The 24,215-nt window shown below is 56.8% G+C and carries 22 protein-coding genes and 1 pseudogene; 5 read left to right on the top strand and 18 right to left on the bottom strand.

Translation table 11 applies throughout. The features are described 5' to 3' along the window. The 11 genes and pseudogenes from H5U02_07165 to H5U02_07215 form a co-directional block, all read right to left on the bottom strand. Positions 1–835 (bottom strand): hypothetical protein (locus H5U02_07165; protein ID MBC7342216.1); only part of this gene is annotated, 835 nt, incomplete at its 3' end. Positions 836–1,051: 216 nt separating this feature from the next. Beyond that, positions 1,052–2,182, bottom strand: coding sequence for a hypothetical protein (locus H5U02_07170; protein ID MBC7342217.1), 1,131 nt, complete (start codon positions 2,180–2,182; stop codon positions 1,052–1,054). Between the two features lie 2 nt (positions 2,183–2,184). After that, positions 2,185–2,439, bottom strand: a complete 255-nt coding sequence (locus tag H5U02_07175) for a TusE/DsrC/DsvC family sulfur relay protein (GenBank protein ID MBC7342218.1) — start codon at positions 2,437–2,439, stop codon at positions 2,185–2,187. Positions 2,440–2,571: 132 nt separating this feature from the next. Then, positions 2,572–2,889 carry a TusE/DsrC/DsvC family sulfur relay protein gene (locus H5U02_07180; protein ID MBC7342219.1) on the bottom strand — a complete coding sequence of 106 codons (318 nt, stop codon included), beginning with the start codon at positions 2,887–2,889 and terminating at the stop codon, positions 2,572–2,574. Between the two features lie 65 nt (positions 2,890–2,954). Further along, positions 2,955–4,247 carry a (Fe-S)-binding protein gene (locus H5U02_07185; protein ID MBC7342220.1) on the bottom strand — a complete coding sequence of 431 codons (1,293 nt, stop codon included), beginning with the start codon at positions 4,245–4,247 and terminating at the stop codon, positions 2,955–2,957. Continuing rightward, positions 4,244–4,885 (bottom strand): hypothetical protein, encoded by a 642-nt coding sequence (locus H5U02_07190; protein MBC7342221.1) that lies wholly within the window; start codon positions 4,883–4,885, stop codon positions 4,244–4,246. Before H5U02_07190 ends, H5U02_07185 begins: the two co-directional genes overlap by 4 nt. Positions 4,886–5,244: 359 nt before the next feature. Then, positions 5,245–6,303 carry a dissimilatory-type sulfite reductase subunit beta gene (gene dsrB / locus H5U02_07195; protein MBC7342222.1) on the bottom strand — a complete coding sequence of 353 codons (1,059 nt, stop codon included), beginning with the start codon at positions 6,301–6,303 and terminating at the stop codon, positions 5,245–5,247. Beyond that, on the bottom strand, positions 6,296–7,489 hold the full coding sequence (gene dsrA, locus H5U02_07200; GenBank protein ID MBC7342223.1) for a dissimilatory-type sulfite reductase subunit alpha: 1,194 nt from the start codon (positions 7,487–7,489) through the stop codon (positions 6,296–6,298). The genes dsrB and dsrA overlap by 8 nt, the downstream gene beginning before the upstream one ends. 188 nt (positions 7,490–7,677) lie before the next feature. Next, complete coding sequence (locus H5U02_07205) at positions 7,678–7,869, bottom strand: 4Fe-4S binding protein (protein MBC7342224.1); 192 nt, start codon at positions 7,867–7,869, stop codon at positions 7,678–7,680. Between the two features lie 201 nt (positions 7,870–8,070). Further along, positions 8,071–8,208: a hypothetical protein gene (locus H5U02_07210; protein ID MBC7342225.1), complete on the bottom strand. Its 138-nt coding sequence runs from the start codon at positions 8,206–8,208 to the stop codon at positions 8,071–8,073. Positions 8,209–8,245: 37 nt separating this feature from the next. Next, positions 8,246–9,709, bottom strand: a pseudogene (locus H5U02_07215) (putative sulfate exporter family transporter). A gap of 475 nt (positions 9,710–10,184) precedes the next feature. Between H5U02_07215 and paaI the strand changes: the two are divergent. Beyond that, the gene (paaI, locus tag H5U02_07220; GenBank protein MBC7342226.1) at positions 10,185–10,616 is read left to right on the top strand and encodes a hydroxyphenylacetyl-CoA thioesterase PaaI; all 432 of its coding nucleotides are present in this window, start codon (positions 10,185–10,187) and stop codon (positions 10,614–10,616) included. 6 nt (positions 10,617–10,622) lie between these two features. Here the strand turns inward: paaI and H5U02_07225 are convergent, their stop codons facing one another. From H5U02_07225 to H5U02_07245, 5 genes are all read right to left on the bottom strand, one after another. Next, the gene (locus H5U02_07225) at positions 10,623–11,504 is read right to left on the bottom strand and encodes a hypothetical protein (GenBank protein MBC7342227.1); all 882 of its coding nucleotides are present in this window, start codon (positions 11,502–11,504) and stop codon (positions 10,623–10,625) included. A 16-nt stretch (positions 11,505–11,520) separates the two neighbouring features. Then, positions 11,521–12,861 (bottom strand): NAD(P)/FAD-dependent oxidoreductase, encoded by a 1,341-nt coding sequence (locus H5U02_07230; GenBank protein MBC7342228.1) that lies wholly within the window; start codon positions 12,859–12,861, stop codon positions 11,521–11,523. A gap of 15 nt (positions 12,862–12,876) precedes the next feature. Then, on the bottom strand, positions 12,877–13,287 hold the full coding sequence (locus H5U02_07235) for a 4Fe-4S dicluster domain-containing protein (GenBank protein ID MBC7342229.1): 411 nt from the start codon (positions 13,285–13,287) through the stop codon (positions 12,877–12,879). 66 nt (positions 13,288–13,353) lie between these two features. Further along, the gene (locus H5U02_07240; protein MBC7342230.1) at positions 13,354–14,841 is read right to left on the bottom strand and encodes an alpha-hydroxy-acid oxidizing protein; all 1,488 of its coding nucleotides are present in this window, start codon (positions 14,839–14,841) and stop codon (positions 13,354–13,356) included. Beyond that, positions 14,834–16,084: a glutamine amidotransferase family protein gene (locus H5U02_07245; protein ID MBC7342231.1), complete on the bottom strand. Its 1,251-nt coding sequence runs from the start codon at positions 16,082–16,084 to the stop codon at positions 14,834–14,836. The genes H5U02_07240 and H5U02_07245 overlap by 8 nt, the downstream gene beginning before the upstream one ends. A gap of 573 nt (positions 16,085–16,657) precedes the next feature. Here H5U02_07245 and glnA point away from each other — a divergent pair. Next, positions 16,658–17,989 (top strand): type I glutamate--ammonia ligase, encoded by a 1,332-nt coding sequence (gene glnA, locus H5U02_07250; protein ID MBC7342232.1) that lies wholly within the window; start codon positions 16,658–16,660, stop codon positions 17,987–17,989. Between the two features lie 37 nt (positions 17,990–18,026). After that, entirely contained in the window at positions 18,027–18,638 is a 612-nt protein-coding gene (locus H5U02_07255) for an ANTAR domain-containing protein (protein ID MBC7342233.1), read from the top strand. Here the strand turns inward: H5U02_07255 and H5U02_07260 are convergent. Beyond that, positions 18,592–19,218: a DUF1285 domain-containing protein gene (locus tag H5U02_07260; protein ID MBC7342234.1), complete on the bottom strand. Its 627-nt coding sequence runs from the start codon at positions 19,216–19,218 to the stop codon at positions 18,592–18,594. The two genes, H5U02_07255 and H5U02_07260, sit on opposite strands and share 47 nt — an antisense overlap. 327 nt (positions 19,219–19,545) lie before the next feature. Between H5U02_07260 and H5U02_07265 the strand changes: the two genes are divergently transcribed. Both H5U02_07265 and H5U02_07270 read left to right on the top strand, forming a co-directional pair. After that, on the top strand, positions 19,546–20,496 hold the full coding sequence (locus H5U02_07265; GenBank protein MBC7342235.1) for an L-lactate dehydrogenase: 951 nt from the start codon (positions 19,546–19,548) through the stop codon (positions 20,494–20,496). Positions 20,497–20,769: 273 nt separating this feature from the next. Next, entirely contained in the window at positions 20,770–23,427 is a 2,658-nt protein-coding gene (locus H5U02_07270; protein ID MBC7342236.1) for a diguanylate cyclase, read from the top strand. Here the strand turns inward: H5U02_07270 and H5U02_07275 are convergent. Continuing rightward, positions 23,400–24,215 (bottom strand): MBL fold metallo-hydrolase (locus H5U02_07275; GenBank protein MBC7342237.1); only part of this gene is annotated, 816 nt, incomplete at its 5' end. The genes H5U02_07270 and H5U02_07275 overlap by 28 nt on opposite strands.

A 24,215-nucleotide genomic window follows, 5' to 3' on the forward strand; every position in this document is an offset into this window, starting at 1 on the left:
CACGGCGGCTATTGCCGCCGTGGCCCCCCACCCCGATGGCCACATAACGCTGCTCCTTGATGCTGATGCCTTCGGGAGCCACCTGCACGCAAGAAGTGCACCGGGCGCAGAGCTCGGGGTCAATGGTCACCGAGGTTCCTCGGTCGGTTACTTTGGGTCGGATGGCTCCGGTGGGGCACCAGGAGAGGAGCAAGCCGGTATCGACGTTAGCAGCTAAGAACTCTTCTTCATTAACCTCAGGGACGGCTTCAAACTGGCCGAGAATGCCGATGTCAGCTTCTACCCCGCCGCCGCACTGGTTGGGGCAACCGCCTACGGAAATCTTCAGGGGGGCGGGGAGCTCCCAGCGTTGGAAATCAGCATAAAAGTGGTCGGCCAGGGCTTGGGCGATGCTGGGGGCGTCCACAGCCGCGTTTTGGCAGTGGACGAAGGAGGTGCAGCATTTGATCTGGTGCAGGGCGTTGCCGGTGCCGCCGGCGGCAAAGCCAGCCTGGCGGAGTTGCTCCAGCAAATCTGGCAAGCGGTCTGGATCCACCCCTACCAGCTCAAAGCCTTGCCGGCTAGTGCGCCGACCGGTCAGGGCGTAGGTCCGGATCCAGGCGGCCAACTTCCTCAGGGTGGCAGCCGACAAAAGGCCGTTGGGGGGCAATATAATCCTTACCGTCAGAAGCTTTGTGCCATCAGCGGCCAGGTGGCGGATGACGCCGGGCTGAACCATTTGATGCTCTACCCAAGTGCCTTGCCGGACGGCTAACTCCTCTGGGATTTCCCGTCGATAATCGGGCATAATCCCAGCTGGTAGCTCTTGGTTAGAATGACCTTCCATCCCGGCCATTGGTTACCCCCCTACTCAGCCGGAGATGCCTTGGAAACGTTTCCCCTGCCAGAGCGCTTGCGCCGGCGCGAGATGCTTCGCCAGCCATCCGCATGGCTCCCCCTTACCCTTCGGCGCCCAGCACTCAACTGACTGAGCCGAGCTTGAGATCCACACTATCCGCAGCAAGCTGTTTGTGGGGCTGCAGTCTTGTGGTTGGTTGAGTGCTGGGTCCACCTAATACCCGTTGCGCTTGGGGCTCAAGAGAATCTGGGGCTGGGCCTCAATACCCAGCTGCTTGAGCACCCAGAGCGGCCCTACCCGGGCCAAGAAATCGCCCACCCGCTCTTTTTTTCTGGCGTGGTCGGCCCACAGCTCCAAGAAGGCGCCGAAAAGGTCGCCGATGGCAGAATAGTCCTCGTTGGTAATAGGGAGGAAGGGTATGAGCACATAGCCTACCATCGGCCCCTGGGGGCCGCGATGGCCGTACTTCCCCCCGGCTATCCAAGCCACTCCTCGTTCTTTTCCCGGCCGAATGGCCGGGCAGCGGTTGATGCAAACCATGCAGCGCCAGCATCGGTCGGCAAGTATGGTTAAAGTTTCCCCATCCCGATGCAGGGCTTGGGCCGGGCAAGCTTGGACCAGGGCATCCAAATCCCCGCCAGCTTCCCGCCAGGCCATGAGCCTTTTTTCGTTCACCACAGGTAAGTCCCGGTAGACCCCCACCAAGGAGTGGTCCTTCTCCATCATGGCCCGGATGCAATCATTGGGGCAACCGGCCACGCCGCTCTTCACCTTCTGCGGGTAGCCCGGGAACTGCTGCTCATCCATGAAGCGCCTCCCCAAGTAAGTGGCCAAGGCGGGAGCATCGATGAGAGCTACATCGCAGCGGGCCGGGCCACAGCAGCTGGTGATGCAGCGCAGATCATCGCCGGTGGAGCCCACGTCCAGGCCAGCCCGGTTCAGTTCTTTCACCATGGGAACCATTTGTTCCCGGGTGGTATAAATCTCGATAGTTCCCCCGGTGGTAAAGTGTACCAGCCCTTTGCCGTACTTGTCGGCGCAATCAGCCAGCCTCTCCAGGGTATCTGCCCCCAGCCACCCCCCGGCTGGGGGCAGGATGCGGATATAAGCCGACTCTTCAATAATATCCGGCCGGCAGCTTTTACGAATGGCCACTCCCGCCGGCAGTTCGGGTATGCTAATATAGCCGCCATGACCATAGGCTGGTTTCCCATGGGCAAGACCTTCCGTATACATGGCCAACGGGTAGCGGCTTTGCGCCAATTCCCGGGCGTGGCTGGGGGAGGGCCCAGCCAAAAGTCGGGTGCATAGCGACCGGTCCGGCTCCGAAGCTAGTTTGGCCAAGGCTAACACTCCTTGGGCATAGGCAAGCCAGTAATCTGGCTAATCTCGCCGATGGGGTTGCCGGGAAAAAGCCGGTAAATATATCTTTTCTCTAAACCACTGAGCTTGATCAGGTTGCGCAAGGTGCACAGGGTTTGGTGCTCTCTGTAGTACTCAAAGCTAATCTCCAAGAGCCGCCAATGCTCTTCGGAAAGGGCGATACCCTTGGCTTTGGCCTTAGCTAAGATTTGTTCCTTTTTGGTATCAGGTATGGGCACCGGTACCAATTCCCTTCCTTATCATCCACCGGTACTCTCCGAAGGCTTGACCTCCGGTGCCCGCGCTTACTCCAGTTTAAGCAGTTTAGGCCCGGGTCCTGCCTTCCTGCCAGCGCATCTAGGTTTGGTCCCCTATACGCAGCCGGTAGGCTTGGGCAAGCCGGCCACTTTACAGGCTCCCTTGGCCGGACCGCTGGGGAAGAGGTCGTAAATCTGCTTTAGGCTAAAGCCGGTCTCCTTACATAGCTTGCGGATCATGGGCGCGATGCCAAACTGCAGGTAGTAGTTGCGCAGATAGTTAACCACCTTCCAGTGATCTTCCGTGAGTTCGCTTACCCCTTCGGTTTCAGCTAGAGCCTTGGCTACCGCTTCGTTCCATAGATTGGGGTCAGCAATGAACCCGTCCTCGTCAACTTCGATTTCCACGCCGCCCACGTTAATTGTCGGCATGAAAGACACCTCCTGGTCGATATAATTATAACCTGTACCCGGGTCAATTGGATACAGGGTAAGGCCTAGGATGATTTTGGCGGCTCCAGCACCAAAGCCTCGGCCACCAGCTCGCAGAGGTTGTGAATTTTTACCCCCAGCTTGTAGTGGCGATTGATCTCCGCCAGCTGATCCAGGCAGTTATGGCAGGAAGTAGCCACGATTTTAGCTCCAGTGGCGGCGATTTGGCGGGCCTTGGTTTCCCCGGCGGCAATTCGGTTTTTGGAGTACTCGGTCATGGAGAGCATTCCTCCGCCCCCGCCGCAGCAAAAGTTGTTTTCCCCATGGGGCTCCATTTCTCGAAAATCCTTGACCACCCGGGCCAGGATATAACGGGGCTCCTCCACGATGCCGCCGTTTCTAGCTTGGTTACAGGGATCGTGGTAGGTCACCGGTTGGGGATTAGCCTCAGGATTGACTTTGATGGTACCCTTCTCCAAGAATTCCGCCATTAGTTCCACGAAGCCGCGGACTTTAAAGGGATACGCTTCACCGATCCAGTTTTCACCCTCCCAACGAAAGGCTCGGTAACCATGCCCGCATTCGGCCATGATTACCTCTTTTACTCCTAACCGCTTGGCTTCCTGGGCCAGCATATTGACGATCTGGCGGGCGGCCGCATCTTCACCGCTAAACAGGGCATAGTTAGTAACATCCCAGGCTTGGGTGCTGATGGTCCAGTCGGCGCCGGCCGCATAGAAGATCTTGGCGGCCGCCAGGATGGTCAAGGGGAAATACTTTGGCTCCCGCGGGTTCAAGGTGTAGAGGTACCGGGCGCCTGGCTTATCCAGGGGGATCTTGGCCTCGGGGTCGCCAGTTTCACCCTGGAGCTGCTCCTCCATCCATTCCAAGGTCTCCACCAAGTCTTCCTTGCTCACCCCCATGTTATTGCCGGTGGCCAGGTGGATATCCACCGTCGCCTTAAGGCCTTCGGGGATGTAGCCGGCCGAGGCCAGTATTCCCCGGGCGGTGCGGACGATAAGGCCGGTGTCTACGCCCATGGGGCAGTTGAGCACGCAGCGCCGGCACATGGTGCAGGTGCCAAAGACCACATCCTGGAGCTTCTTTAGCTCTTGGTCGTCGTCACCTAGGCTGGCGCCAAACCAGCGGGGAAAGAGCCGGGGAAGGAGGCTGTGCCGCCGCCACAGCCGCCGCACCGCTTCTGCCCGCTGGGCGGGGATGTACTGGGGTTCGGGCATGGCCCGGAAGTAGTGGCAGGATTCGGCGCAAACGCCGCAGCGCACGCAGGCTTCCAGGGAACTTAAAAGGCTCCGGTTTAGCTTCTGGCTAAGTTGGGCAATGAACTCATTTGCCGTCATCTGGACCCACCCTCCATCCTAGGGTGAGGGAGGACTCCCCGGCGCCCGAAAGACTGGCCCAAGAAAAAGCGGGCAAAAAACCAGTAAAGAAAATGCCGGATCTTGCTAAAGGGTAAATAAATAAACATGATGGCCGCCCAGCCGTAATAAAAGGATAAGTCTTCGGGCCGAAAAAGCACCCAACTGCTAAGTCCGACGAAGCCAGCCACCAAGATGACCGCCAGGTAATCGTCGGGGGTGCTTAGGGAGCGGAGACGGGGATGGGTAGCTCGCAAGATTAAGCCGATGGCGCCACAGATAAAGGCTATAGCCAAAAAGTACCCACCCACCGCTAGCAATGGAGCCGGCAAATTGGTTAAGCCCGGGAAAAAGCTCAAGGTAAGCGTTATTAAGCCGCCGGCGATGCCCAGGTGAAAGATGACCCCGCGGCTATAATCCAGCCAGTGGATGCGAGTGCTTTCCTTGGACCAGGGGAGCATGGCCAGGGTATAAGCGTAGGCGATAGCAGCCCCCTCGCGGCCCCGCACTCTGGCCAGATCTGGCTTTTGCGGGCGCTGGAGCAAAGCCACCAGCCTGGCTGTCATGGCCCCGATGCCGAATACTAATGCCAGCTCCAGGAAAAGCTTCACAGCTATCACCACCTAGTTTCCTTGGAAAATACCCTTTAGTTTGGGCGCCTGGCCCAGCACTCAACAGTATAGTGGGCTGGGCTGGGCAAAAGCTACCTGCACCTCGTGACCTTTACCAGAGCCCGCGCCGGATTATGGTTGAGTGCTGGGTCGGCCCAAGTTTACTTCCGGATCAGCGGGCCAGCATACCCATACTGCTACTATTCTCAAGGCCTGGGGCAGCACCAGCCTGGCAGCCGCTTTTACCAATTGCCCCACCTCGGTATTGCCTCTCGGTGCCGCCCCTCGGTACTGCCCCCTTGGCGCATCCCTTTATCCGGCTAAGCCCTATCCCTTTACCTCCATTCCGCTTCAATCGCGAGGCTAGGTTAAAAGCGGAACTGGGTAGTGGAGCGGAACGTGGGTATGGAAAATGTAAAGTCATCAATATGCTTATCGGTAAAGGGAATCCCGGTCAGCTTAAAGAAGGTTTCCCAACCGATGCGCTCAATCCACTCTCCCATGCGCTCGCCCCTCCTGGCGTTCTGGACCCAAACTTCGACGATGTGCTTAACCGCCTCTACTACTTCCGGCCAGCGGGGCGGATTGTTGGGTAGATAAGGAATAGCCAGCCGGGAGAACATGGGAGCGGTCCGGGCGTTGGAGACCTTGCCGCCTACCCAGATGGCGATGCCGTCGTTTTCCGGGTCGAGGATGTTCATGGCCGGCGACATGGTATAACAGTTGCCACAGTACATGCACCGGTCCTCGTTAACCTCGACGCTCTTAAGCTTAGGATTGGGGCGGATAGCGCCCGTGGGACAGCTGGCCACCACGGTAGGGATCTCGCTCACCTTGGCCAGCATCTGGTGGTCTACCTTGGGCGGAGTCCGGTGCACGCCCAGGATGGCGATGTCCGAACAGTGGACGGCGCCGCACATGTTGAGGCAGCAGGCCAACGAGATCCTAAGCTTGGCCGGCAGGTCGTCGGTGGAGAAGTACTGGTAGAGCTCATCCATGACTGCCTTGACGATGCCGGAAGCATCGGTGGCCGGGGTGTGGCAGTGGAGCCAACCCTGGGTGTGGACGATATTGGTAATGGAATTTCCGGTCCCGCCCACCGGCAGCCCGAGAGCTTGGATCTCAGCTATCAAAGGCTCAACTTTACCTGGGTCGCTGACCAAAAACTCGATGTTGTGGCGGCTGGTAAAGCGGACGTAGCCATCGCAGTATTTGTCGGCCAGGTTGCAGATATCTCTGATGCTGTCGGTGCTTAAAAGCCGGCCTGAGCCCACCCGCACCGTATACAGCTCCTCGCCGCTTTCCGCCACATGCCTCAAAACCCCAGGCTTTACCTTTTCATGGTAGAGCCACTTGCCGTAATTGCGCTTGATTATAGGTGGCAGCATGTCTCGGTAGTTGGGGGGGCCAAAATCAGTCCTAGGCATTGCGCTTCACCTCCTCCGGCCACCAGAAGACATAGGGGTTGGCCCGTGGCCGGAACACCATTTGTGGCACCGGCGCAAGGCCCACCTCGCGCAGGAAGGTTCTCATCCCCACCCGGTAAATCAGCTCGCCAATCCGCTCCCGGTTCTTACCGTTTTCGGCCCACCAATCCAGGATCTTTTCGATCAGCTGCTTGAGCTCATCATAGGGAGGGGTGAGCTTCATAAAGGGCACGATCACCCAGCCCAGGAAGGCGGAGCGGAGGATGGTGGCCTTGCCGCCGATGAGCAGAGTAGCTCCTTTTTCCTGGCCGGGTCGAAGGGCTTTAGGCATCTCGTTGATGCAGTGCATGCAGCGGACGCAGTCTTCGGTGCGAATGCTGAGCTCCTGGGCCTCGCCATTCCATTTAATGGCCCGAGTGGGGCAAAGGTCGCATACTTCGCCCTGAATATCCATGCCGGCCTGAGCATAATTGGCCACCTCAGCCGCATTGATCTGAATAGGGCCCTTCCAGGTACCGATAATGGCCAAGTCGGCCCGGGCAATGGCGGCCACGCAGTCGTTGGCGCAACCCGAAACTTTGATTTTAAATTTGTAAGGAAAGGCGGGCCGGTGGATAGCATCTTGAAAGTGTATGGTAATGCTGTGGCATATGTCCAGGCTGTCGATGCAGGCATATTCGCAGCGGGCCGGGCCTACGCAGGCGCTAGGGGTCCGGAGGACCGAACCGGAGCCGCCCAAGTCAAAGCCGGCATCGCTCAATTCATCAAAGCAAGGTTGCAGGTTATCCGTGGTGGTGCCCAAGAGGATGATATCGCCGGTAGACCCGTGAAAATTGGTAAGACCGCTGCCGTATTTATCCCAAATATCGGCTAGCTTTCTTAAAGCCTCAGTGGTATAGAACCAGCCGCTGGGCTGGTTTACCCGCAAGGTATGGAATTCCTTAATATGGGGAAACTTGTCCGGGCTGTCCGAGTAGCGGCCGATGACACCGCCACCATACCCTTTAACGCCGACGATGCCGCCGTGTTTCCAATGGCCTACCCGCTCTTCATAAGACAATTCCAGCTGCTTTAACAGATCCCCGGCTTCGGGCTTTTCGGCCGCGGCCCGCTTAATCTCCTTGACGAAGCTAGGCCAAGGTCCCTTTTCTAGCTCATCCACTCGCGGGGTATCCGATTCTGCCATGTTGCCACCTCCAATTAAGAATCTGCTTTGCCGACCGTTCCCATGCCTAGGTGCTGGGGCCAGCCCAGGACTGCCCCGCCCAAGTTGGCCGCTTACCTCTAAAGCTGGTTTGCCAAAGCTGGTTTGCCTGGCTCTCACCCCCAAGCCACCAGAATCTGCCTCCGGGCTAGCTACCTCCGGGCTGTGGCTTAGTACTCCTGTACCGTAATGGCTTCTTCGGGACAGACGGTCACGCAGCTATCGCAGCCCAAGCAGTCGGCCGGATCACCGCTGACCTCGGTCTTACCATCCTCACCCGCCGAAAGAATCTGAGCGGGGCAGGATTCGATGCATTCGCCGCAAGCGCTGCATTTGTCGGGATCGACAGTGACTATAAACATCGAAACTCGCTCCTTTGGCTAGGTGCCCAGCTTAGGGGTCACGGTATTTATAAAATGCTTTCGCTACCACCCAGAATATTTCGCTATAAACGGCAAATTTCCTACTTTCGGCTTAAAAAAATTTTGGTATTTCTAAAGTAGGATAAGTGGGGTAACCCGAGGTCCTGACTAAGCCCGGCCTCGAGTTACCCGGGCGGGCACCTAAATGGTATGGCTCACGTAAAGGAGCACAACTAAGAGCACAATCCCCAGAACCAGGGTGTACCCGATCAGCTTCTTTTCTACGGGCATCAGGTCAAACCATTCTTCTTCCTGCGGGAGCCGTTCTTGATCGGACATCTAACGTACCTCCTTTACCGGCGCCAGTTTACTTGGGCTAGGCCACAGGCGGCGGAGTGATCCCGTGGAAGAACAGCCAGGAGATCAAAAGGCCCACCCAGATAATAAAACCGAACAGGCAAATGGCGTAGACGGCGGTGAGCTTGCCCATACCCTCCTGCCACAGCTTGCGGAAATTGGAGACCAAACCGATGGTGAAGAAGGTGAGGGCAAAGAAGATACCGCGGAAAGTATCGGCTTGGGCTACCCCAGCGCTCACTAGCTTCAGGGTGCCTTTGTCTGCCAGTGAGCCGATAATCAAGAGGAGCACGAATAAGCCGGCATAGCCGAGGATGAACTTGGGGAAGCGGGTCCAAATCTCTCCGGCCCCGACTTTTTCGCCTGGGCGGGGCTCGATCTTCAGCGACCAGACGATGGCCAGGATGAAGGCCCAAATAGCGATGAAGATGTCAATGAACACCTTGACGGTGGTGGTGGTCATCAACATCCATCCTTCTTGCCAACTGACCCCCAGGGCTCCAATGGCTTTAGACCGGATCAGGGCATCCACCACTGCTCCACTGGCAGCGGCAGCCCCGTCGGTCTTTACTGCCAAGCCCATCCAAGCTCCCGCTACCATAGGCTCATGATACAGTCAAGCCTGGGCAGCGAAGGGGAGAATGATGAGCTCGACCACGGCAAAGATAACTACTAGCGAAGATACGATGATGGGCACTACCGGGCGGGCCTTGATGGCACCTCCAGTGGCAATGGCAGCCGACACGCCACAGATGGAAATGCCTGAGGCCAGGGGCGCTGCCCACTCGGGAGTGAACTTGAAGTATTTGCGGGCGATGAAATAAACCACCGGCCAATACAGAAGGTAAGCTTCCACGATGGCGCAGAGACCCCGGAAAACGATTTGGGCGGTGAGTCCGGTGGATTGGAGAGCCGACAGTCCGATTTTGGCACCGAGGATGACGATGGCGGTTTTAATGAACCATTCTGGCTTGGTAGCCTCGGATAGAAGTTTGGTAAGGCCGGGGAAGAAGTTGCCAATAATTAAGCCTACGATCAAGGCAATGATAAACCCGGATTCTCCGGTCATTCTAAGCGACCAGGGAATCTTTAGTTTAGCCAATTGATCGGGCGTAGCGGCGATATAGGCATAGCTCCCGGCCATCCAACAAGCGTAAGTAATCCAGAAGATGATGGTAAAACCACCCACGAAGCGCTTGACGTTGCCGCCCATGGCCGCGATGCCAATGCTCAAAACCACGGTTAGAAACACATAAGTAAGGATTAGGGAGACAACCCCAGGCAGGCCCTTATAGGCATCTGATACCGGCGATAGGGCTTTAGAAAGATCAAGCCACATATTGGTCTTTACGGCCCAGCCGATGACGTCGACGCCGGTCATTTTCAAGAGACCGAGCACAAAGATGAACAACCCAATCCATACCGCCCACCAGTCCTCGGTTTTTAAGAGCGGCGACCGGGCGGTTTTGGCTTCGGACGCCATATTTCTCCCCCCTGTGTAGTTTTAGATACTCCCGAAACGTCTCCCGTGCCGGGGCGCTGGCGCCGGCGAAAGACTGGCCTCGCCAGCGATCCGTATGGCTCCCCCTCGCCCTTCGGCGGGGTTCCCGGCCAATTCGACCTCCTGTCTCAAGAGGCCGGCCTCGGACGTCCTGTCCTCGGCCCCGCCTCCGGGCTCGGTCTCACCAACGGCTCGCAAGGCTCGCCCAAAGTCGCCTTACGCCAGCATCCCCGGCCATTTTCATACTTCTTTCGGATGCACCAACTTGATCCCGTTACTGATCCTGCTGTTGCTTGGTCCCGCCTCAATTCTTGGTCTGCCCCAGCCTGCCTGTCCGCTCCACCAAAGTCGGTGTCTGGAAGCCCAAACTGCGGGGTGGTTACTTGTTGCTAGATGCTCTTACCAAGGTATTCTATACTAGATGGGGTTTTGAAGGAAATGGTTATTGAGAGAAACGATGGAGGCGGTCAGATTGGACGCTATTGAAATGACTAGGAACAGGTTTGCCGAGGATGCTTTTCCCCAGCATTTAGGGATTTCCCTTCTGGAGCTAGCTCCTGGCTACGCCAAGGTTAGCCTCCGGCTCCAACCGCATATGCTCAATTTCCACGGCATCGCCCACGGTGGAGCCATCTTCACCTTGAGCGACACTGCTTTTGGCCTAGCCAGCAACTCCCATGGTGATCCCGCGGTAGCCGTGTCCATGACCATCAATTTCTTGGCCCCAGCCCATGCGGGAACCACTCTGGTCGCTACTGCTCGCGAGGAGCACCGGACCAGGCGCACCGGCGTCTACACCATTAAAGTTGAAGACGACCAGGGCCGTATGATAGCCCTGGTCCAAGGTACGGTGTATCGAAAGCCGCAACCAGGTCACCTGCAACCCTAGTAAACTCTAATAAGCGTATAGCCGTCCGTAGGGTCGGGAAGTGGTAGGCACCAGTTTGGTCCAGGTACCAGCCAGAAGCTCATCCGCATTTAGCTCGGGGTAAAGGCGGCGGCAGAAGTCCTCGAGATACGGCCGCAGTAACTGCTGATCGGAGCCAGCCCGAATCGCCCTCACTTCCTTACCCAACTGGTGCGGCTCCACTTCTCCCCGGAGGTAGATTACCCCACCATGCATGCCGGTACCAATGAAATTACCAGCAATGCTCCGGTACCGCCAACTCCAAAGGCCATCCGGGGGCCAACCAGGTGCGGCTGCTGCCGCAGCCGCCATGTTATTCGAGGTGACCGATCCCGGTCGCCCAGGAGCCTCGGTAACATGTAAGCCCAAGACTATAATCATGCCCCCAGCCATATACTCCCCCAAAAAGTCGCCGGCCCGGCCCCCAATTATGATTACCGGAAATCGGTCCTGGTAGGCTTTCATGTGAATGCCGATGCGATAACCGGCACCGCCCTGGACATAGATCCGGCCCCCACGCATGGAATGGCCAACGATGTCGCCCGCTTGCCCGTGGATGATCACCATCCCGGCGCTCATGGTGTTGCCCACGCCATCTTGGGCATTACCCCAAACTTCGATCTCCGGGCCCTCCATGAAGCTGGCCAGGTCATTTCCGGGCACGCCGCGGATAGATATGCTTACATGAGTAGCCTTGATCCCCCCGCCGATATAGCGCTGTCCGTTAACCCCATCGATTTCGATTTCCTGGACTCCTTGGTCGATATATTGCCAAATCCGCCGGTTAAGCTCTCGGTAGTGCAGCCCCTGGGCAGAAATCTTGGCCCGATCCTCTATAAAGCTTTGGGCCGTTATACCTGCTTGCTCCATGCTCGCACCTCCCCCTTCATACCTCCATGCCCGAACCGCTAACCAAGTGCTTACGATACTGCTTGGGAAGGAAAATAAAGCCAAAATCCTCCCGCAAGAGATGTTCCTTAAAATCTGAGGCATCAATTCCCTCTCGGATCAGCCCCAGATAAATGCCAGCCCGCTCAATTTTGCCTACCAAGATGGCTCCGATGACTCGGTTGTCGCAAAGTACCACTTTTCGGTAGGCCATTTTCTGAGGTTGGTAGCTTTCCAGGACCTCAATTTGGCCGTCTGCCGCAAAGCTTCCGCCGCCACCGCTCTGGTCTATGACCCCGGTTAGTTTGGTGACCCCCATGGCGATGGCTGGCACCCCAGCAACTTCCACCGAGTTCATAGATAAGCCACCCTGATATTCTTGGTTGCCTCCGGCCATGTTGATCCCGGCCACGTACCCTTGGCGGGTGGCAGCTGGCCAGAGGGCCAAAGGCTGGACCTCGCCGGTGACCACATCGGTCACTTCCGCTACATCGCCGGCCGCGTAGATTCCGGGAAGGCTGGTTTCCTGCCGGGAGTTGACCACTACCCCGCGGCGGGTTTTAATGCCAGCCGCCTGGGCCAGATCGATTCTCGGCCGCACTCCTGTGGCCAGGATTACCAGATCGGCCGGTAAAACCGAGCCATCCGCGAGCAGGACCTCCTCCACGTGCGATCCCCGCCCGCGGATTTCTGCCACTGCCGTACGGCTTAAGAGCTCACATCCGGCTTTCTCCAGCGCCTCTCCAATCAAACTAGAGGCCTTGGCATCCATGGTGGTGATAAGGATATGGTCGGCCAGCTCGATGACCGTAACCTTCACCCCGCAACCTATCAACCCCTCGGTAGCCTTAATGCCGATCAGGCCACCTCCTACCACCACTGCCCGCTTGACGCCGTGGCGGGCAATGAACTCTTTGATCCGGCGGGCATCATCCCAGGTGTAAAAGGTAAAAACGCCCTCCAGGTCCCGCCCGGGCAGGGGCGGAGAAGCAGGAGTACTCCCCGTAGCTAGCAATAAGCGTCGAAAAGCAATGGCTTCGCCATTGTTGAGGTAAGCTACGCCGCCTCCCCCCTCTCCCGCCACCTCCAGCCGCTCCACTCTTCGGCCGGTTATCACTTCCCCCGCCGGCCCGATGATCCAGCCTTGGGGGGAATAGAGTAAACGATCTCCAGAAATGGACCCCGCCAAGTAATAGGAGATTAAAGGCCGCGAGTAGAGCGGGTGATCTTCTGCGCCAACCAGAGTTATGGTCCCCCAGGGATCTACTTCGCGGATGCCCTTGGTAGCCCAAGCCCCCGCTGCCGAATTGCCGATAATTAGATACTTGGTTTCCTTCATGGCCCATCCCTCCCCTCAATGCTCTTCAAAGACAATAGCCTCGTTGGGGCAGTGAGCCACGCAGACCGGGAGCTCTTTCCCCAGGCAAAGATCGCATTTGGAGGCCACCTTCTTCTCCTCGGTCAGCTGTCGGGTAACTACTCCAAAGGGACAAACCATAATGCACATCCAGCAGCCCACGCATTTTTCTTCATCGCAGAGGATGGCTCCAGTTTCGTGGTCCCGGTGCATAGCTCCGGTAAGGCAGGCTTCCAAGCACGGAGCTTCCTCGCAGTGCCGACATTGGAGGGCAAAAGAAAGGTAACCTTCCTGCTCCACGATTACCCGGGGTTGTGGCTTAGGCCATTCCCCTTTGTAGGCCTTAATTATTTTTTGGGATTTAGAATGCTTGACTAAGCAGTGGACTTCACATAAGCGACAGCCCATGCAGTACTCCTCACGGATGTATACCCGCTTCACGGTTCCCCTCCCCCTTTGGCCTAGCGCCGCTTGTTACCAGCCCTCGCCAGCGGCTTTTACGCCCAGGATTTCTCTCTCCTTCTCTCCCAGCCCCACCGCCCGGAGCTGCTCGCGGTTCCCCCGCAAAGATTCAATGGCATTGATCCCCATTCCCCCGAGCATCTCCTTGATCTCCAGGCTCCAGGCCCGCAGCAAATTGACCAGCCGGCGAGCGCCAACCTCCGGGTTGAGCCGCCTGGTCAGGTAGGGATCTTGGGTAGCAATTCCCCAGTTGCACTTGCCAGTGTAGCACTTCTGGCAAACATGACAACCCAAAGCTACCAGGGCCGCGGTTCCGATATAACAAGCGTCAGCACCCAAGGCAATGGCTTTGATGACATCGCTGCTGTTACGAATACCACCTGCCACCAACAGCGAAGCTTGGTTGCGAATCCCCTCCTGGCGCAGCCGGCTGTCCACAGCAGCAACGGCCAACTCAATGGGGATGCCCACGTTGTTACGGATAACGGTTGGGGCCGCCCCGGTTCCACCCCGCAGGCCATCGATGGTCACGAAGTCAGCCCCTGCCCTAACTATACCTGAGGCGATGGCAGCCACGTTATGGACGGCGGCAATCTTCACCCCCACCGGTTTCTGATAGCGGGTGGCTTCCTTCAAGGCGAAGATGAGCTGGCGCAGATCCTCAATAGAATAAATGTCGTGGTGAGGAGCTGGGCTCAGAGCATCGGTGCCCTCAGGAATCATGCGGGTGCGGGATACCTCGGCCGATACCTTTTCCCCTGGGAGGTGCCCGCCAATTCCCGGCTTGGCCCCCTGCCCGATCTTGATCTCTACCGCGGCCCCGGCCTCTAAATATTCGGGGCTAACCCCGAACCGCCCCGACGCCACCTGGACAATGGTGTTGGCTCCGTATTGGTATAAATCCGGATGCAGGCCGCCCTCCCCAGTATTATAGAAAGTGCCAGCTTCCTTGGCCGCCCGGGCCAACGACAAGGAAGCGTTGAAGCTGATGGACCCGTACGACATGGCCGAGAATAGGATGGGAGTCCGCAAGCAAAGCTGTGGCCCCAGCGGCACCGATAAGTCTTTGGGCTTGGCCCCTAAATAAGTTTCCAGCTCCATCGGCTCCCGTAAAGGATCAATGGAAGGGTTGGTTACCTGGGAAGCGTTGAGGAGCAAGTGGTCAAAGTATATAGGGTAAGGGCGATCGCAGCCCATTCCGGTCAAAAGTACCCCGCCAGTCTCAGCCTGCTTAGTAACATCAGCTACCGCCTGCGTAGCCCAATTGCTGTTGGGGCGGATAGCCGAAGGCGATGGCCGGATTATAATGGCCCCGGTGGGGCACAAAGCCTCGCAGAAGTGGCAGCCCACACACTTGGCGCTGTCACTATCCACCCGGTCAAGATCGGCATCGTAGCTATGGACGTCGTTGGCGCACATGCGCACGCATACCTGACAGGTAATACACTTATCGTGGTCGCGCTGCACCAGGAAATCGATTGGGACCGGGCTCTTAGCCATGGAGCTCCCCCCTCTCCTCCGCCCGCCCGGCAGGCTGGTCAGGCCCCGGCAAATCCCAAAGCGAGGCCGTAACCGGGGAAGCGGCTGCCAGGGTCGCGCTCGTAGCCGCAAGGGTTCCCGGTTTACCACCGGCCTTGGCTTGGGCAGGTTCCATGGCACCCTGGAGAGTACCGATGGCCGGTTCCCCTCCCGCCGGAGCCCAGACTACCTCTGGATTCGGGCAAACGGCGCGAATGGCTGCTTCCTCAGAAGCGATCACCAGGAGATCTCCGCTCCGCCCGCAGACCAAAGGGCGAAGCTTGATCCGGTCATTGAGCCCCACCATGTGACGGCTGTTGGCAATGATTATGGCAAACGGCCCATTGGCCAGGGCTCCACCATAAATGATGCGCAGCTTGGTAAAGAGCTCGCGCGGCTTAGCCGGCATACGTTGTATCTCTTCCCAGAAAGGAGGCGCCATGATGCAAGCCACCTCCTCCAGCGTCAGTCGCTGCTTGCGAACTAACAGATCAAAGAGATAGGTCATTACCTCCGAATCCGTAGAAAAAGCGCAGCGATAGCCATAACTCTCCAAAAAGCGGCGGTTGGCTCCATAGGAGGAAATTTCGCCGTTATGAACCAAGGACCAATCCAACAGCCCAAAGGGATGAGCGCCACCCCACCAAGCCACCGAGTTGGTAGGAAAGCGTCCGTGGCCGGTCCAGGTGTAGCCCTGGTATTCATCCAGACGGTAAAAAGCGGCTATATCCTCAGGATAGCCTACTCCCTTAAAGATGCCCATGTTCTTGCCACTGGAAACGATCAACCCTCCGCGCCGGCTAGCGTTGACGGCTAGTACCCGGGAAGCCACATAGTCTTCTTCTGTCTGCCCCGCCTCCAGCTTCTCCGGCCCCACCTGGACAAAATAGCGCCACAAAAGTGGCGCCGGCCCGATCTGGGGATGGCTCTTGGTGGGAATGGGTTCGGAATGAACAATGGTAAAATGGCGGCCCAGATAGTCCTCCATGGCTTCCTGGGCGCTAGCATCATCATAGATGACATGAAAGGCATAGTAATCTTTTAGTTCCGGATAGATCCCGTAGCCGGCAAATCCGCCGCCCAAGCCGTTAGTCCGCTCGCGCAGAACCGCCATGGCCTGCACAATGGCTGCACCGCTAAATCTCTCCCCACTTTCCCGCATGATACCAGCTATGCCGCAGGCAGAAGGAACGCGGTAATCCCGGTCGGGAATAAGTACCTGCATCGGTGTTTCACCTTGCCTCTCCCGTAAATAAAAGCAAAAGCGCCCACTTGGATGGCCAGTTCTCGACCATAACCTTGTGGACGCCGTTGTCCCCAATAGAAGCGCGCCGTTGCGCTCCCGGTTCCTATATCCCTGAGCTCCCCCCGAAGCCCTCAGGCAGCACCCGCCTCGCCGGCATTAACACCGGCACCCCAACATTGTTCGGCGGTGTCCACCCTTGTGGTCCATCGCGATGCCAAGCGCCCTACCCAGGGAACATTGAGTAGCTGGCGAAATAACTGGCATGGAGAAGCCCAGCCGAAGCTTAAGCCTTAATTTAGCCCAATAATCGCTCTCTGTCAACGGTTGCAGCCATGTATACAAAATACCTCCTTTTTGCTACTTGACGGCCTACCCCCGCATGTTATAATAGCTCCATAAAGTTTAGCCAAGTCAGGCCGGGGCAACGAGGCTCCGGACGAGGCGACGAAGCCAAACCACCAGAGGGCACGGAAGTCCTCGACTCGCCACTTTGAGCGATGTCCGAGGACATTTTTATTATCCGTGGGTAATTATAAAGAAAGGGGAGTCAGTATGCCTAGCCTGACGAGGGAGGAAATCCTGCAAAAAGTCGATGAGATGGATGTCCAGTTCATCCGCCTTCAGTTCACTGATATCCTGGGAATCCTAAAAAACGTAGCTATCACGAAGGATCAACTGGAAAAGGCCTTAGATGGCGAGCTAATGTTTGATGGTTCCTCCATCGAAGGGTTTGTCCGCATCGAAGAGTCCGACATGTACCTGAAGCCAGATCTATCCACCTTCACCATCTTTCCTTGGCGACCCAACAAAGGTGCAGTAGCCCGGCTAATTTGCGATGTCTACAACCCCGATGGCACGCCCTTTGCCGGCGACCCTCGCTATGTACTCAAGCGAGCTGTAGCCGAAGCCCAAGAGATGGGATATACCATGTACGTAGGCCCGGAGTGCGAGTTTTTCCTTTTCCACTGCGAGGATGACGGACGGCCCACCCTGCAGACCCACGATCGCGCTGGGTACTTCGATCTTTCCCCGGTGGACTTGGGTGAAAACGCTCGCCGCGACATGTGTTTAGTTCTGGAGAACATGGGTTTTGAAATTGAGGCTTCTCACCATGAAGTGGCGCCCGGCCAACATGAGATCGATTTCAAGTATGCCGATGCCCTAACTACCGCCGATAACATTGTCACCTTCAAGTTTGTAGTCCGAACCATTGCCCAGCGCCATGGCTTGCACGCTACCTTCATGCCCAAACCCATCCGAGGGATAAACGGTTCCGGCATGCATACCAACCAGTCGCTGTTTAAGGACGGCAAGAACGCCTTCTACGATCCCAATGGCAAGCTGGAGCTGAGTGATGTCGCTTACTATTATATTGGCGGGCTGCTCCACCACGCCCGAGCTCTAGCTGCTATCACCAATCCAACGGTAAACTCTTACAAGCGTTTGGTCCCCGGCTATGAGGCCCCGGTCTATGTGGCGTGGTCGCCTCGTAACCGTAGCCCGCTCATTCGGGTACCGGCTAAGCGCGGTCCTTCCACCCGGTTGGAGCTGCGCAACCCCGACCCCGCCTGCAATCCCTATCTGGCCATAGCGGCTATGCTCAAGGCGGGCTTAGATGGCATTAAGAACCGCATCGAACCTCCAGCCCCCTTGGATCGGAATATCTTTAAACTTACTACCGAGGAGCGCCAACGCCTGGGGATTGCCAGCCTCCCTGGCAGCCTAAAGGAAGCCCTAGCCTGCCTGGAGGAAGATCCGGTTATCAAAGAAGCGCTGGGAGAGCACGTTTACAACCGCTTCACGGAAGCCAAGTGGTTGGAATGGGAAGACTACCAAGCGCAAGTTCACCAATGGGAAATTGATCAATATCTGGTGAAATTCTAATGCTCCCACCAGAGACAGAGGGGGAGGTGGGAGGTAAATGTTTGCCCCGCAAATCTTTATAGTCTCTACCGATGCTTCTTTGATCAAGCAGGTGCGGTCCACCCTAATGCAGAGGGGCTACGGGATCGCTGGTGATGCTGCCAGCGGGGCCCAAGCCCTGCGCTCCATCCGCACCCTGCGCCCCGATTTGGTGATCCTTGATGCCGACATCACCGGCACCGAAGGGGTGGATATCGGCGCTATCATCGCCGAGGATCGCCTAGCCCCCATCCTCTTAATCGCCCCGGTTTGGCGGGATGGTCTGGTCAATCGCAGCGGACGAGAAGATGAGGATGGCTGGGTCTTTGCCATCCTCACCAAGCCTATCAACGAGGAAGCCTTGGTGCCGGCGGTGGAGACTGCTCTCCTCAACTATGAGCGTACCCATCGGCTGGAGCAAGAAATCGCCAAGCTCAAGGATACTCTAGAGGCCAGAAAAGCCATCGAGCGAGCGAAAGGGATCCTTATGAGCTCGATGGGATTAACCGAGGACGAGGCCTTCCGGCTCATCCGCCAGCGCAGTATGGATAAGTCCATGCCCATGCGCCAGATCGCCGAAGCTATTATCCTTGCCCATGAGGTGGAGTCGAAGGTGGAGAAAAAGAAATAGGTACTACCGGCCACACCCGCCCACCACATTCTACTCTCCAGCCGCCGGATGGGGCTTTGCGCAAAGCCCCATCCGGCGGCTGTTCTTCTCCTCCCCACGCTTGCTGCTGCAGCTCCGCGTCGGAACCGGGAAATGGCGCTTTGCCACCTGCACTATCCGCTTCCGACTTGACCTCAGGTGGAACTAAGTATCGGCTCAGCTGCCAGTAAGCGGAGCGAGAAAGCTTAGTATCGCGAACTCCAAATAGGGAAAGGTAAGGGGTGCCATCGGCAGCCAGCTCAATGGTTCCTTCTGGTAGCTCTACTTCCCGACCACCCTTAAGCCGCACCTTAAGGCCGGCGGGGGCACCGTTGGCTTTCACTTCCTCAACGGCCTCGGCCCAAAAGGGCACGTCTTCCACCGTTACCGGGTAGCTTTGGCCTTTATAGCTTACCCAATAGCTTCCATCCTGATGGCGTTCTAGGTGGTGAACAAAGATGGAGAGAACATCAGACCGGGTAATGTGGTTTCCTTCCCAGTACCATTCTCCATCAGCCCCAATCCGTAGTTCCCCTTGATCAGCTAAAGCTCCATCCATCATGCCGGCGCAGCCTCCTACACGTTCCTGAGCCCCAAGTTTCCATAGTCAGTCGCAGAGCTTTTTGCCCGGCGCCTTTCTCTCAACTTATTAACTTTAAGTATAACTTTTTGGCCAGGGGAAATGCTACATAAACGCTAAATCCTCTTATCCGGCCACGCCGCACAAACAAATAGTAAAAAGCCGGTTATGCTTTGACAGGCCTTTAGATAGCTACTAGTCAGCACCCGGGGGCCGCAGAGGTGAAACCCTAAATGGCGCCAAGCAGGCTTTGGGCGTTAGGTTAGGGCTAGCGTGGCACACATACTTTTTTGGGGGGAGAATGAAAGAATGTCAAACGCTTTACGGCACCCCAAAATTGCCGTGGTGGGGGTGGGTCGGGTTGGTGCCACTACTGCCTACGCCATGATCCTGGAAGGACTAGTCCCTGAGCTGGCGCTAATTGACATTGACCGGCGACGCTGCGAAGGCGAGGCCATGGATCTGAGTCACGGCGCTTCCTTCGTCCGCCCGGTTAAGATCTACGCTGGAGACTTCCGTGCCTGCCAAGGGGCCGACCTGGTCATTATTGCCGCCGGAGCTAGCCAAAAACCAGGAGAAACCAGATTGGATTTGACCTTTAAGAATGCCCATATTTTTAAAGACATCGTCCCCAAAATCACCGCCCAAGCCCCTGATTCTATCCTCTTGGTAGTTACTAACCCGGTGGATATCCTCACTTACGTCACCCTTAAAATGTCCGGCTTTCCGCCGGAGCGGGTGCTAGGGTCGGGAACAGTATTGGACAGCTCCCGCTTCCGCCACCTGCTAGCCGAACACTGCGGCGTGGATGCCCGCAACATCCATGCTTACGTAGTGGGCGAGCATGGCGATTCTGAGGTCTTGGTCTGGAGCCGGGCCAACGTCATCGGCCTGCCTATTGCCGACTTTTGCCAGCTCTGCGGCCAGGGGTGCCCGCCCGGATGGCAACAAGAAATCTCCAGCCAAGTGCGCCGGGCTGCCTACGAGATTATCGAGCGCAAGGAGGCTACTTACTACGCAGTGGCTTTGGCCGTACGCCGAATAGTGGAGAGCATCCTTCGCGACGAACATTCAGTGCTTACCGTCTCCACCCTCACCCCCATGCCAGAAATCGGTGAGGTTTGTCTAAGCTTACCAGCGGTGCTGGGTAGCCGGGGCCGGGAACGGATCTTCCGGGTTAATCTAGCTCCAGAGGAGGAAATCCAGCTCCAGCAGTCAGCCCGCCTACTAAGGGAGGTAATCGAACGGCTTGACCTCTAAGGTTTATGCCATGGCCTGTCGATGTAATAAGTGCTGGTACTAAAATAATCTCCACCGGGAAACAACTTGCACGAAATTACACTAAGCAGGAAAACTAGATCTAGAATTGAATCTATAGTCTTGCAATTAGATTCAATTATATTAAGCATCCCTTTTGGGAAGGTGGTAAGCAGTGGGTGCGGATTCGTGGATCTAGAAACTTAGCAGACAAGTATTGTAGAGGACGATACCCATGAGCTGAGCTGAAGAATATACGGGCAAGGAGAAGGATTCATGGGATCGGTAACTGCACTGCTTTGCACTATAGTTTATTTAGTGCTGCTCCTGATCATAGCCACCGTGCCCAGGAATCGGCTCCAATTAGTTTTCAGCTTTCTTATAGGTACTTTATTTGTCTGGAGTGCTGCCTCCTGGGTAGCTACCGCGGTCATGCCCGACCGCCTGGAGCCTTGGGTCATGGTAGTGGCCGCCACCACGCTGATGGCCTGTTCTGCCTTTTACCACTTGGCCACCATCATCTCCGATCGGCCCGCCAACTTAACCATCATCGCCAGCTATCTAGCCACAGCCGTAGGTATAGGCCTTGTCCTGGTTGCTTCGCCAGTCACCGAGATTACTTTTACCCCTGGGCATTTAGGAATAGCTCTTAACTACCGCCTCACTGTTTGGGCCCTACCAGCCGCCATCGTGGTACTTCCCTGGTCCGCACTAGCCCTTTACTATCTGGCTAAGGGTTACGCTAGCAGCAAGGAAGATCAGGTGAAGCGGCGGCTTTCGCTGGCGCTAGCCGGCGGTGTCTTCTATTTCGCCAGCGGCCTGACCCAGCTTTATCCCCCCTGGGGTGGAAGTGAGGTAAGTCTGTGGCTGCATCTTGCCGGATCGGTTTTCCTCACTTTTGCCATTTACCGCCTCGACCTCCTTAGGGACCGTATCTTCAAGAAGGCCCTGGCCTACCTACTTCGCACCAGTATCCTAACTGCGGTGCTTTTTACCGCCATTATGGGGGTGCAGTCACTCCCTGATACTAGCGCTCGCGCCGCCACTATCACCCTGCTGGTAATGCTAGCGTTTTTCTTGTCAGCCATACTGGGTTTCATCCGTGACGTTACCCTATATGGGGTAGAACGCATCTTCTTCCCGCATGATTATTTTTATCGGCGAGCTTGGCAACGGTTTAGCCACCAGGCTACCTCCATAGTGGATCTAAGTGTCCTGGCTCCTTCCCTGCTTAATAACCTAGTCAGCGCCATGCGCCTGGAAGCCGCTCACCTCTACTTGGTGAGGAAACAAGTAGACCTGGCGCCCCACCTCGACCTACCGTCAGTTACCTTTGTTGATCCTGGTCATGAGATGGTCAAAGCTGTCCGAGCTGGGCAAGCTCGCGGTCACTCTCCCGCCGCCCTCTCCAACGGCTATTGGCTAGGAGATGGCCTGGTAAGGTGGGAGGGCAAGTTGTTATTCCCCCTGTGGATGGGCCGCGAGTTGATTGGGGTCTTGGATATAGGCAACAAGAAATCGGGGGCTACTTTTTCTTATGGCGAGCTGGAAATGCTCCGCAATTTCTGCCAGAATGCTGCCATCGCTCTGGGCAATGCCATACTCCTGGCCGAGATGCGCCTGGAGGCTTCCCTGGATTTCCTTACCGGACTCTACAACCACCGCTATTTTCAGGAGGCGCTACGGGAAGGGGTAGCTCATGCCCGACAGCATAATTATCCGGTAGCCTTGCTGCTACTAGACATCGACCTATTTAAGCTCTATAACGATGTGCATGGTCATTCCTTAGGCGATGAAGCTTTGATCCGGCTGAGCAGCCTAATTACCCAATTGGTGAGCCGTGAATCTTATCCTCGCGCCTGCCTGGCCCGCCACGGAGGAGAAGAATTCGCCATCATGCTACCGCAAGTGGATAAGCTAAGCGCAATAGGGTTAGCTGAGGATATTCGGGAGCACATCCAGAAAGCCTTCATGTCTGAAGGCCTGGTACCGATGCTAACCGTCAGCATCGGGGTGGCGGCATACCCACAGGACGCTCAAAGCGCCCGGACGCTGCTTGAGGCGGCAGAGAGCGCTCTAGATTTGGCCAAGGCCAAGGGCCGGAACCGAGTTCAAGCTTTTCGACCAGATTCCGAGAATGGCAACGGGCCGGCGGCCGATGCGGCTTCACCTTCAGCCGAGGTAGCAGCGGCTGATGGCGCTTCTGCCCACACCGAAACCAAACGCCTGCGCCGCCAAGTACATCGAGCTTATCTGGCTACCATTTATGCTTTAGCTGCCACCATTGAAGCCAAGGATGAGTATACCTATGGCCATTCGCGCCGGGTGGCGGAATACGTCGGCTCCTTGGCCAAAGCCCTGAACTTGCCCGAAAGCAAGAGAAACAATTTGGTCATCGCCGGCATGCTTCATGACTTAGGCAAAATTGGCGTACCTGAGCACATTCTCAAGAAACCTGGCCCCCTCACCTCTGAAGAAATAGCAGTGGTACGCAGCCATGTAGAACTGTCGGTTACCATCCTCCGCAACGTTCCGGAGTTGGCCGGTACCCTGGCCGCCATTCAGTTTCACCACGAGCACTATCAAGGCACCGGCTACCCCTTGGGGCTAAAGGGAGAGGAAATACCCCTGGAGGGACGGATCATGGCCGTTGCCGACGCCTTCGAAGCCATGACCTCGAACCGGCCTTATCGTAAGGCCATGAGCATTGAAGAGGCGTGCCTAGAACTGCAGCGCTGCGCTGGCACCCAGTTTGACCCTAAGTTAGTGCAAGTGTTTATCGAAAATGTAATCCGGCCTTCAGGCAAGCTCGCCGCCGGGGCCGCTAGCGGCCCCGCCAGCCCTAGATCCGCTAGCGGCCCCGGCGGCGAGACAGTTTCTAGAATGAACACCGCTCGCCCGTCCCATCAATACCCCGACGCTTGTTGCCAGTAAGTCATGGATAGGGGCCGGCACTGGGTGGGGGTAGCCAAAGCGGGACGTAAGATCTTAGTTAGTCGGCCAGCTTGGGCCATGTACTCCAGGTGAGCCAGGGTCTCCCCTAGGGCAAAGCGTTTTTCATGAATGGAAAGGTCGGTTCCGAATACCTCCATGGCAATGTCGTAAGCAGTGCGGGTGCCATCGGCCAAGGAACCAATCTGAGCCAAGCGCTGGCGGTGGTGAGCCTTAATTTCCTCCACCCGGCCGCGCAAGTCGTGAAAAGGCTTGCCATGGGCAGGCAATATAAGCTCAACCTCCAAATCGGCCACTCGATCCAAGGAGCTTAAGAATTCGTCCAAAGGATTGACCTCCGCTCCCGGCCAAAGGCTGATGTTGGGAGTAATATGCGGCAATACATGGTCTCCGGACAGGAGCAACCGCTTGTCAGGACAGTAAAGGCACATATGCCCATCCGAGTGTCCCGGAGTCCAAATCACTTGCCACCAAGTCCCACCGATGCTTACAACATCGCCATCGTGGAGGACCGAGAGGCGAGGGGACGGGCGCACCAAGTATTGCACCATCCCCAAGTTGGTAGTCATATCCGGAAGTAATTCTTGGGGCAGGCCATTGGATAAGAACATCTTGACCAGTTCTCCAGCATCGGTCGGCTCTGGATGGGAAATAACGGAAGCCATCCGGCAGTCCCGCTCCAGCAGGAAAACTTGCGCCCCAGATTGTTCCTGCAGCCAACCTGCCAGCCCCAAATGGTCGGGGTGATAATGGGTGAGGTATATGGAGCG

It is taken from the genome of Clostridia bacterium (assembly GCA_014360065.1).
Lineage (GTDB): Bacteria > Bacillota > DSM-521 > Neomoorellales > JACIYF01 > JACIYF01.

Coding starts and splice junctions, on each gene's coding strand:
- H5U02_07180 (MBC7342219.1), bottom strand. CDS start 2,889: ATGCCGACAATTAACGTGGGCGGCGTGGAAATCGAAGTTGACGAGGAC.
- H5U02_07185 (MBC7342220.1), bottom strand. CDS start 4,247: ATGACGGCAAATGAGTTCATTGCCCAACTTAGCCAGAAGCTAAACCGG.
- dsrB (MBC7342222.1), bottom strand. CDS start 6,303: ATGCCTAGGACTGATTTTGGCCCCCCCAACTACCGAGACATGCTGCCA.
- dsrA (MBC7342223.1), bottom strand. CDS start 7,489: ATGGCAGAATCGGATACCCCGCGAGTGGATGAGCTAGAAAAGGGACCT.
- H5U02_07205 (MBC7342224.1), bottom strand. CDS start 7,869: ATGTTTATAGTCACTGTCGATCCCGACAAATGCAGCGCTTGCGGCGAA.
- H5U02_07210 (MBC7342225.1), bottom strand. CDS start 8,208: ATGTCCGATCAAGAACGGCTCCCGCAGGAAGAAGAATGGTTTGACCTG.
- paaI (MBC7342226.1), top strand. CDS start 10,185: ATGGAGGCGGTCAGATTGGACGCTATTGAAATGACTAGGAACAGGTTT.
- H5U02_07225 (MBC7342227.1), bottom strand. CDS start 11,504: ATGGAGCAAGCAGGTATAACGGCCCAAAGCTTTATAGAGGATCGGGCC.
- H5U02_07230 (MBC7342228.1), bottom strand. CDS start 12,861: ATGAAGGAAACCAAGTATCTAATTATCGGCAATTCGGCAGCGGGGGCT.
- H5U02_07235 (MBC7342229.1), bottom strand. CDS start 13,287: ATGGGCTGTCGCTTATGTGAAGTCCACTGCTTAGTCAAGCATTCTAAA.
- H5U02_07240 (MBC7342230.1), bottom strand. CDS start 14,841: ATGGCTAAGAGCCCGGTCCCAATCGATTTCCTGGTGCAGCGCGACCAC.
- H5U02_07245 (MBC7342231.1), bottom strand. CDS start 16,084: ATGCAGGTACTTATTCCCGACCGGGATTACCGCGTTCCTTCTGCCTGC.
- glnA (MBC7342232.1), top strand. CDS start 16,658: ATGCCTAGCCTGACGAGGGAGGAAATCCTGCAAAAAGTCGATGAGATG.
- H5U02_07255 (MBC7342233.1), top strand. CDS start 18,027: ATGTTTGCCCCGCAAATCTTTATAGTCTCTACCGATGCTTCTTTGATC.
- H5U02_07260 (MBC7342234.1), bottom strand. CDS start 19,218: ATGATGGATGGAGCTTTAGCTGATCAAGGGGAACTACGGATTGGGGCT.
- H5U02_07265 (MBC7342235.1), top strand. CDS start 19,546: ATGTCAAACGCTTTACGGCACCCCAAAATTGCCGTGGTGGGGGTGGGT.
- H5U02_07270 (MBC7342236.1), top strand. CDS start 20,770: ATGGGATCGGTAACTGCACTGCTTTGCACTATAGTTTATTTAGTGCTG.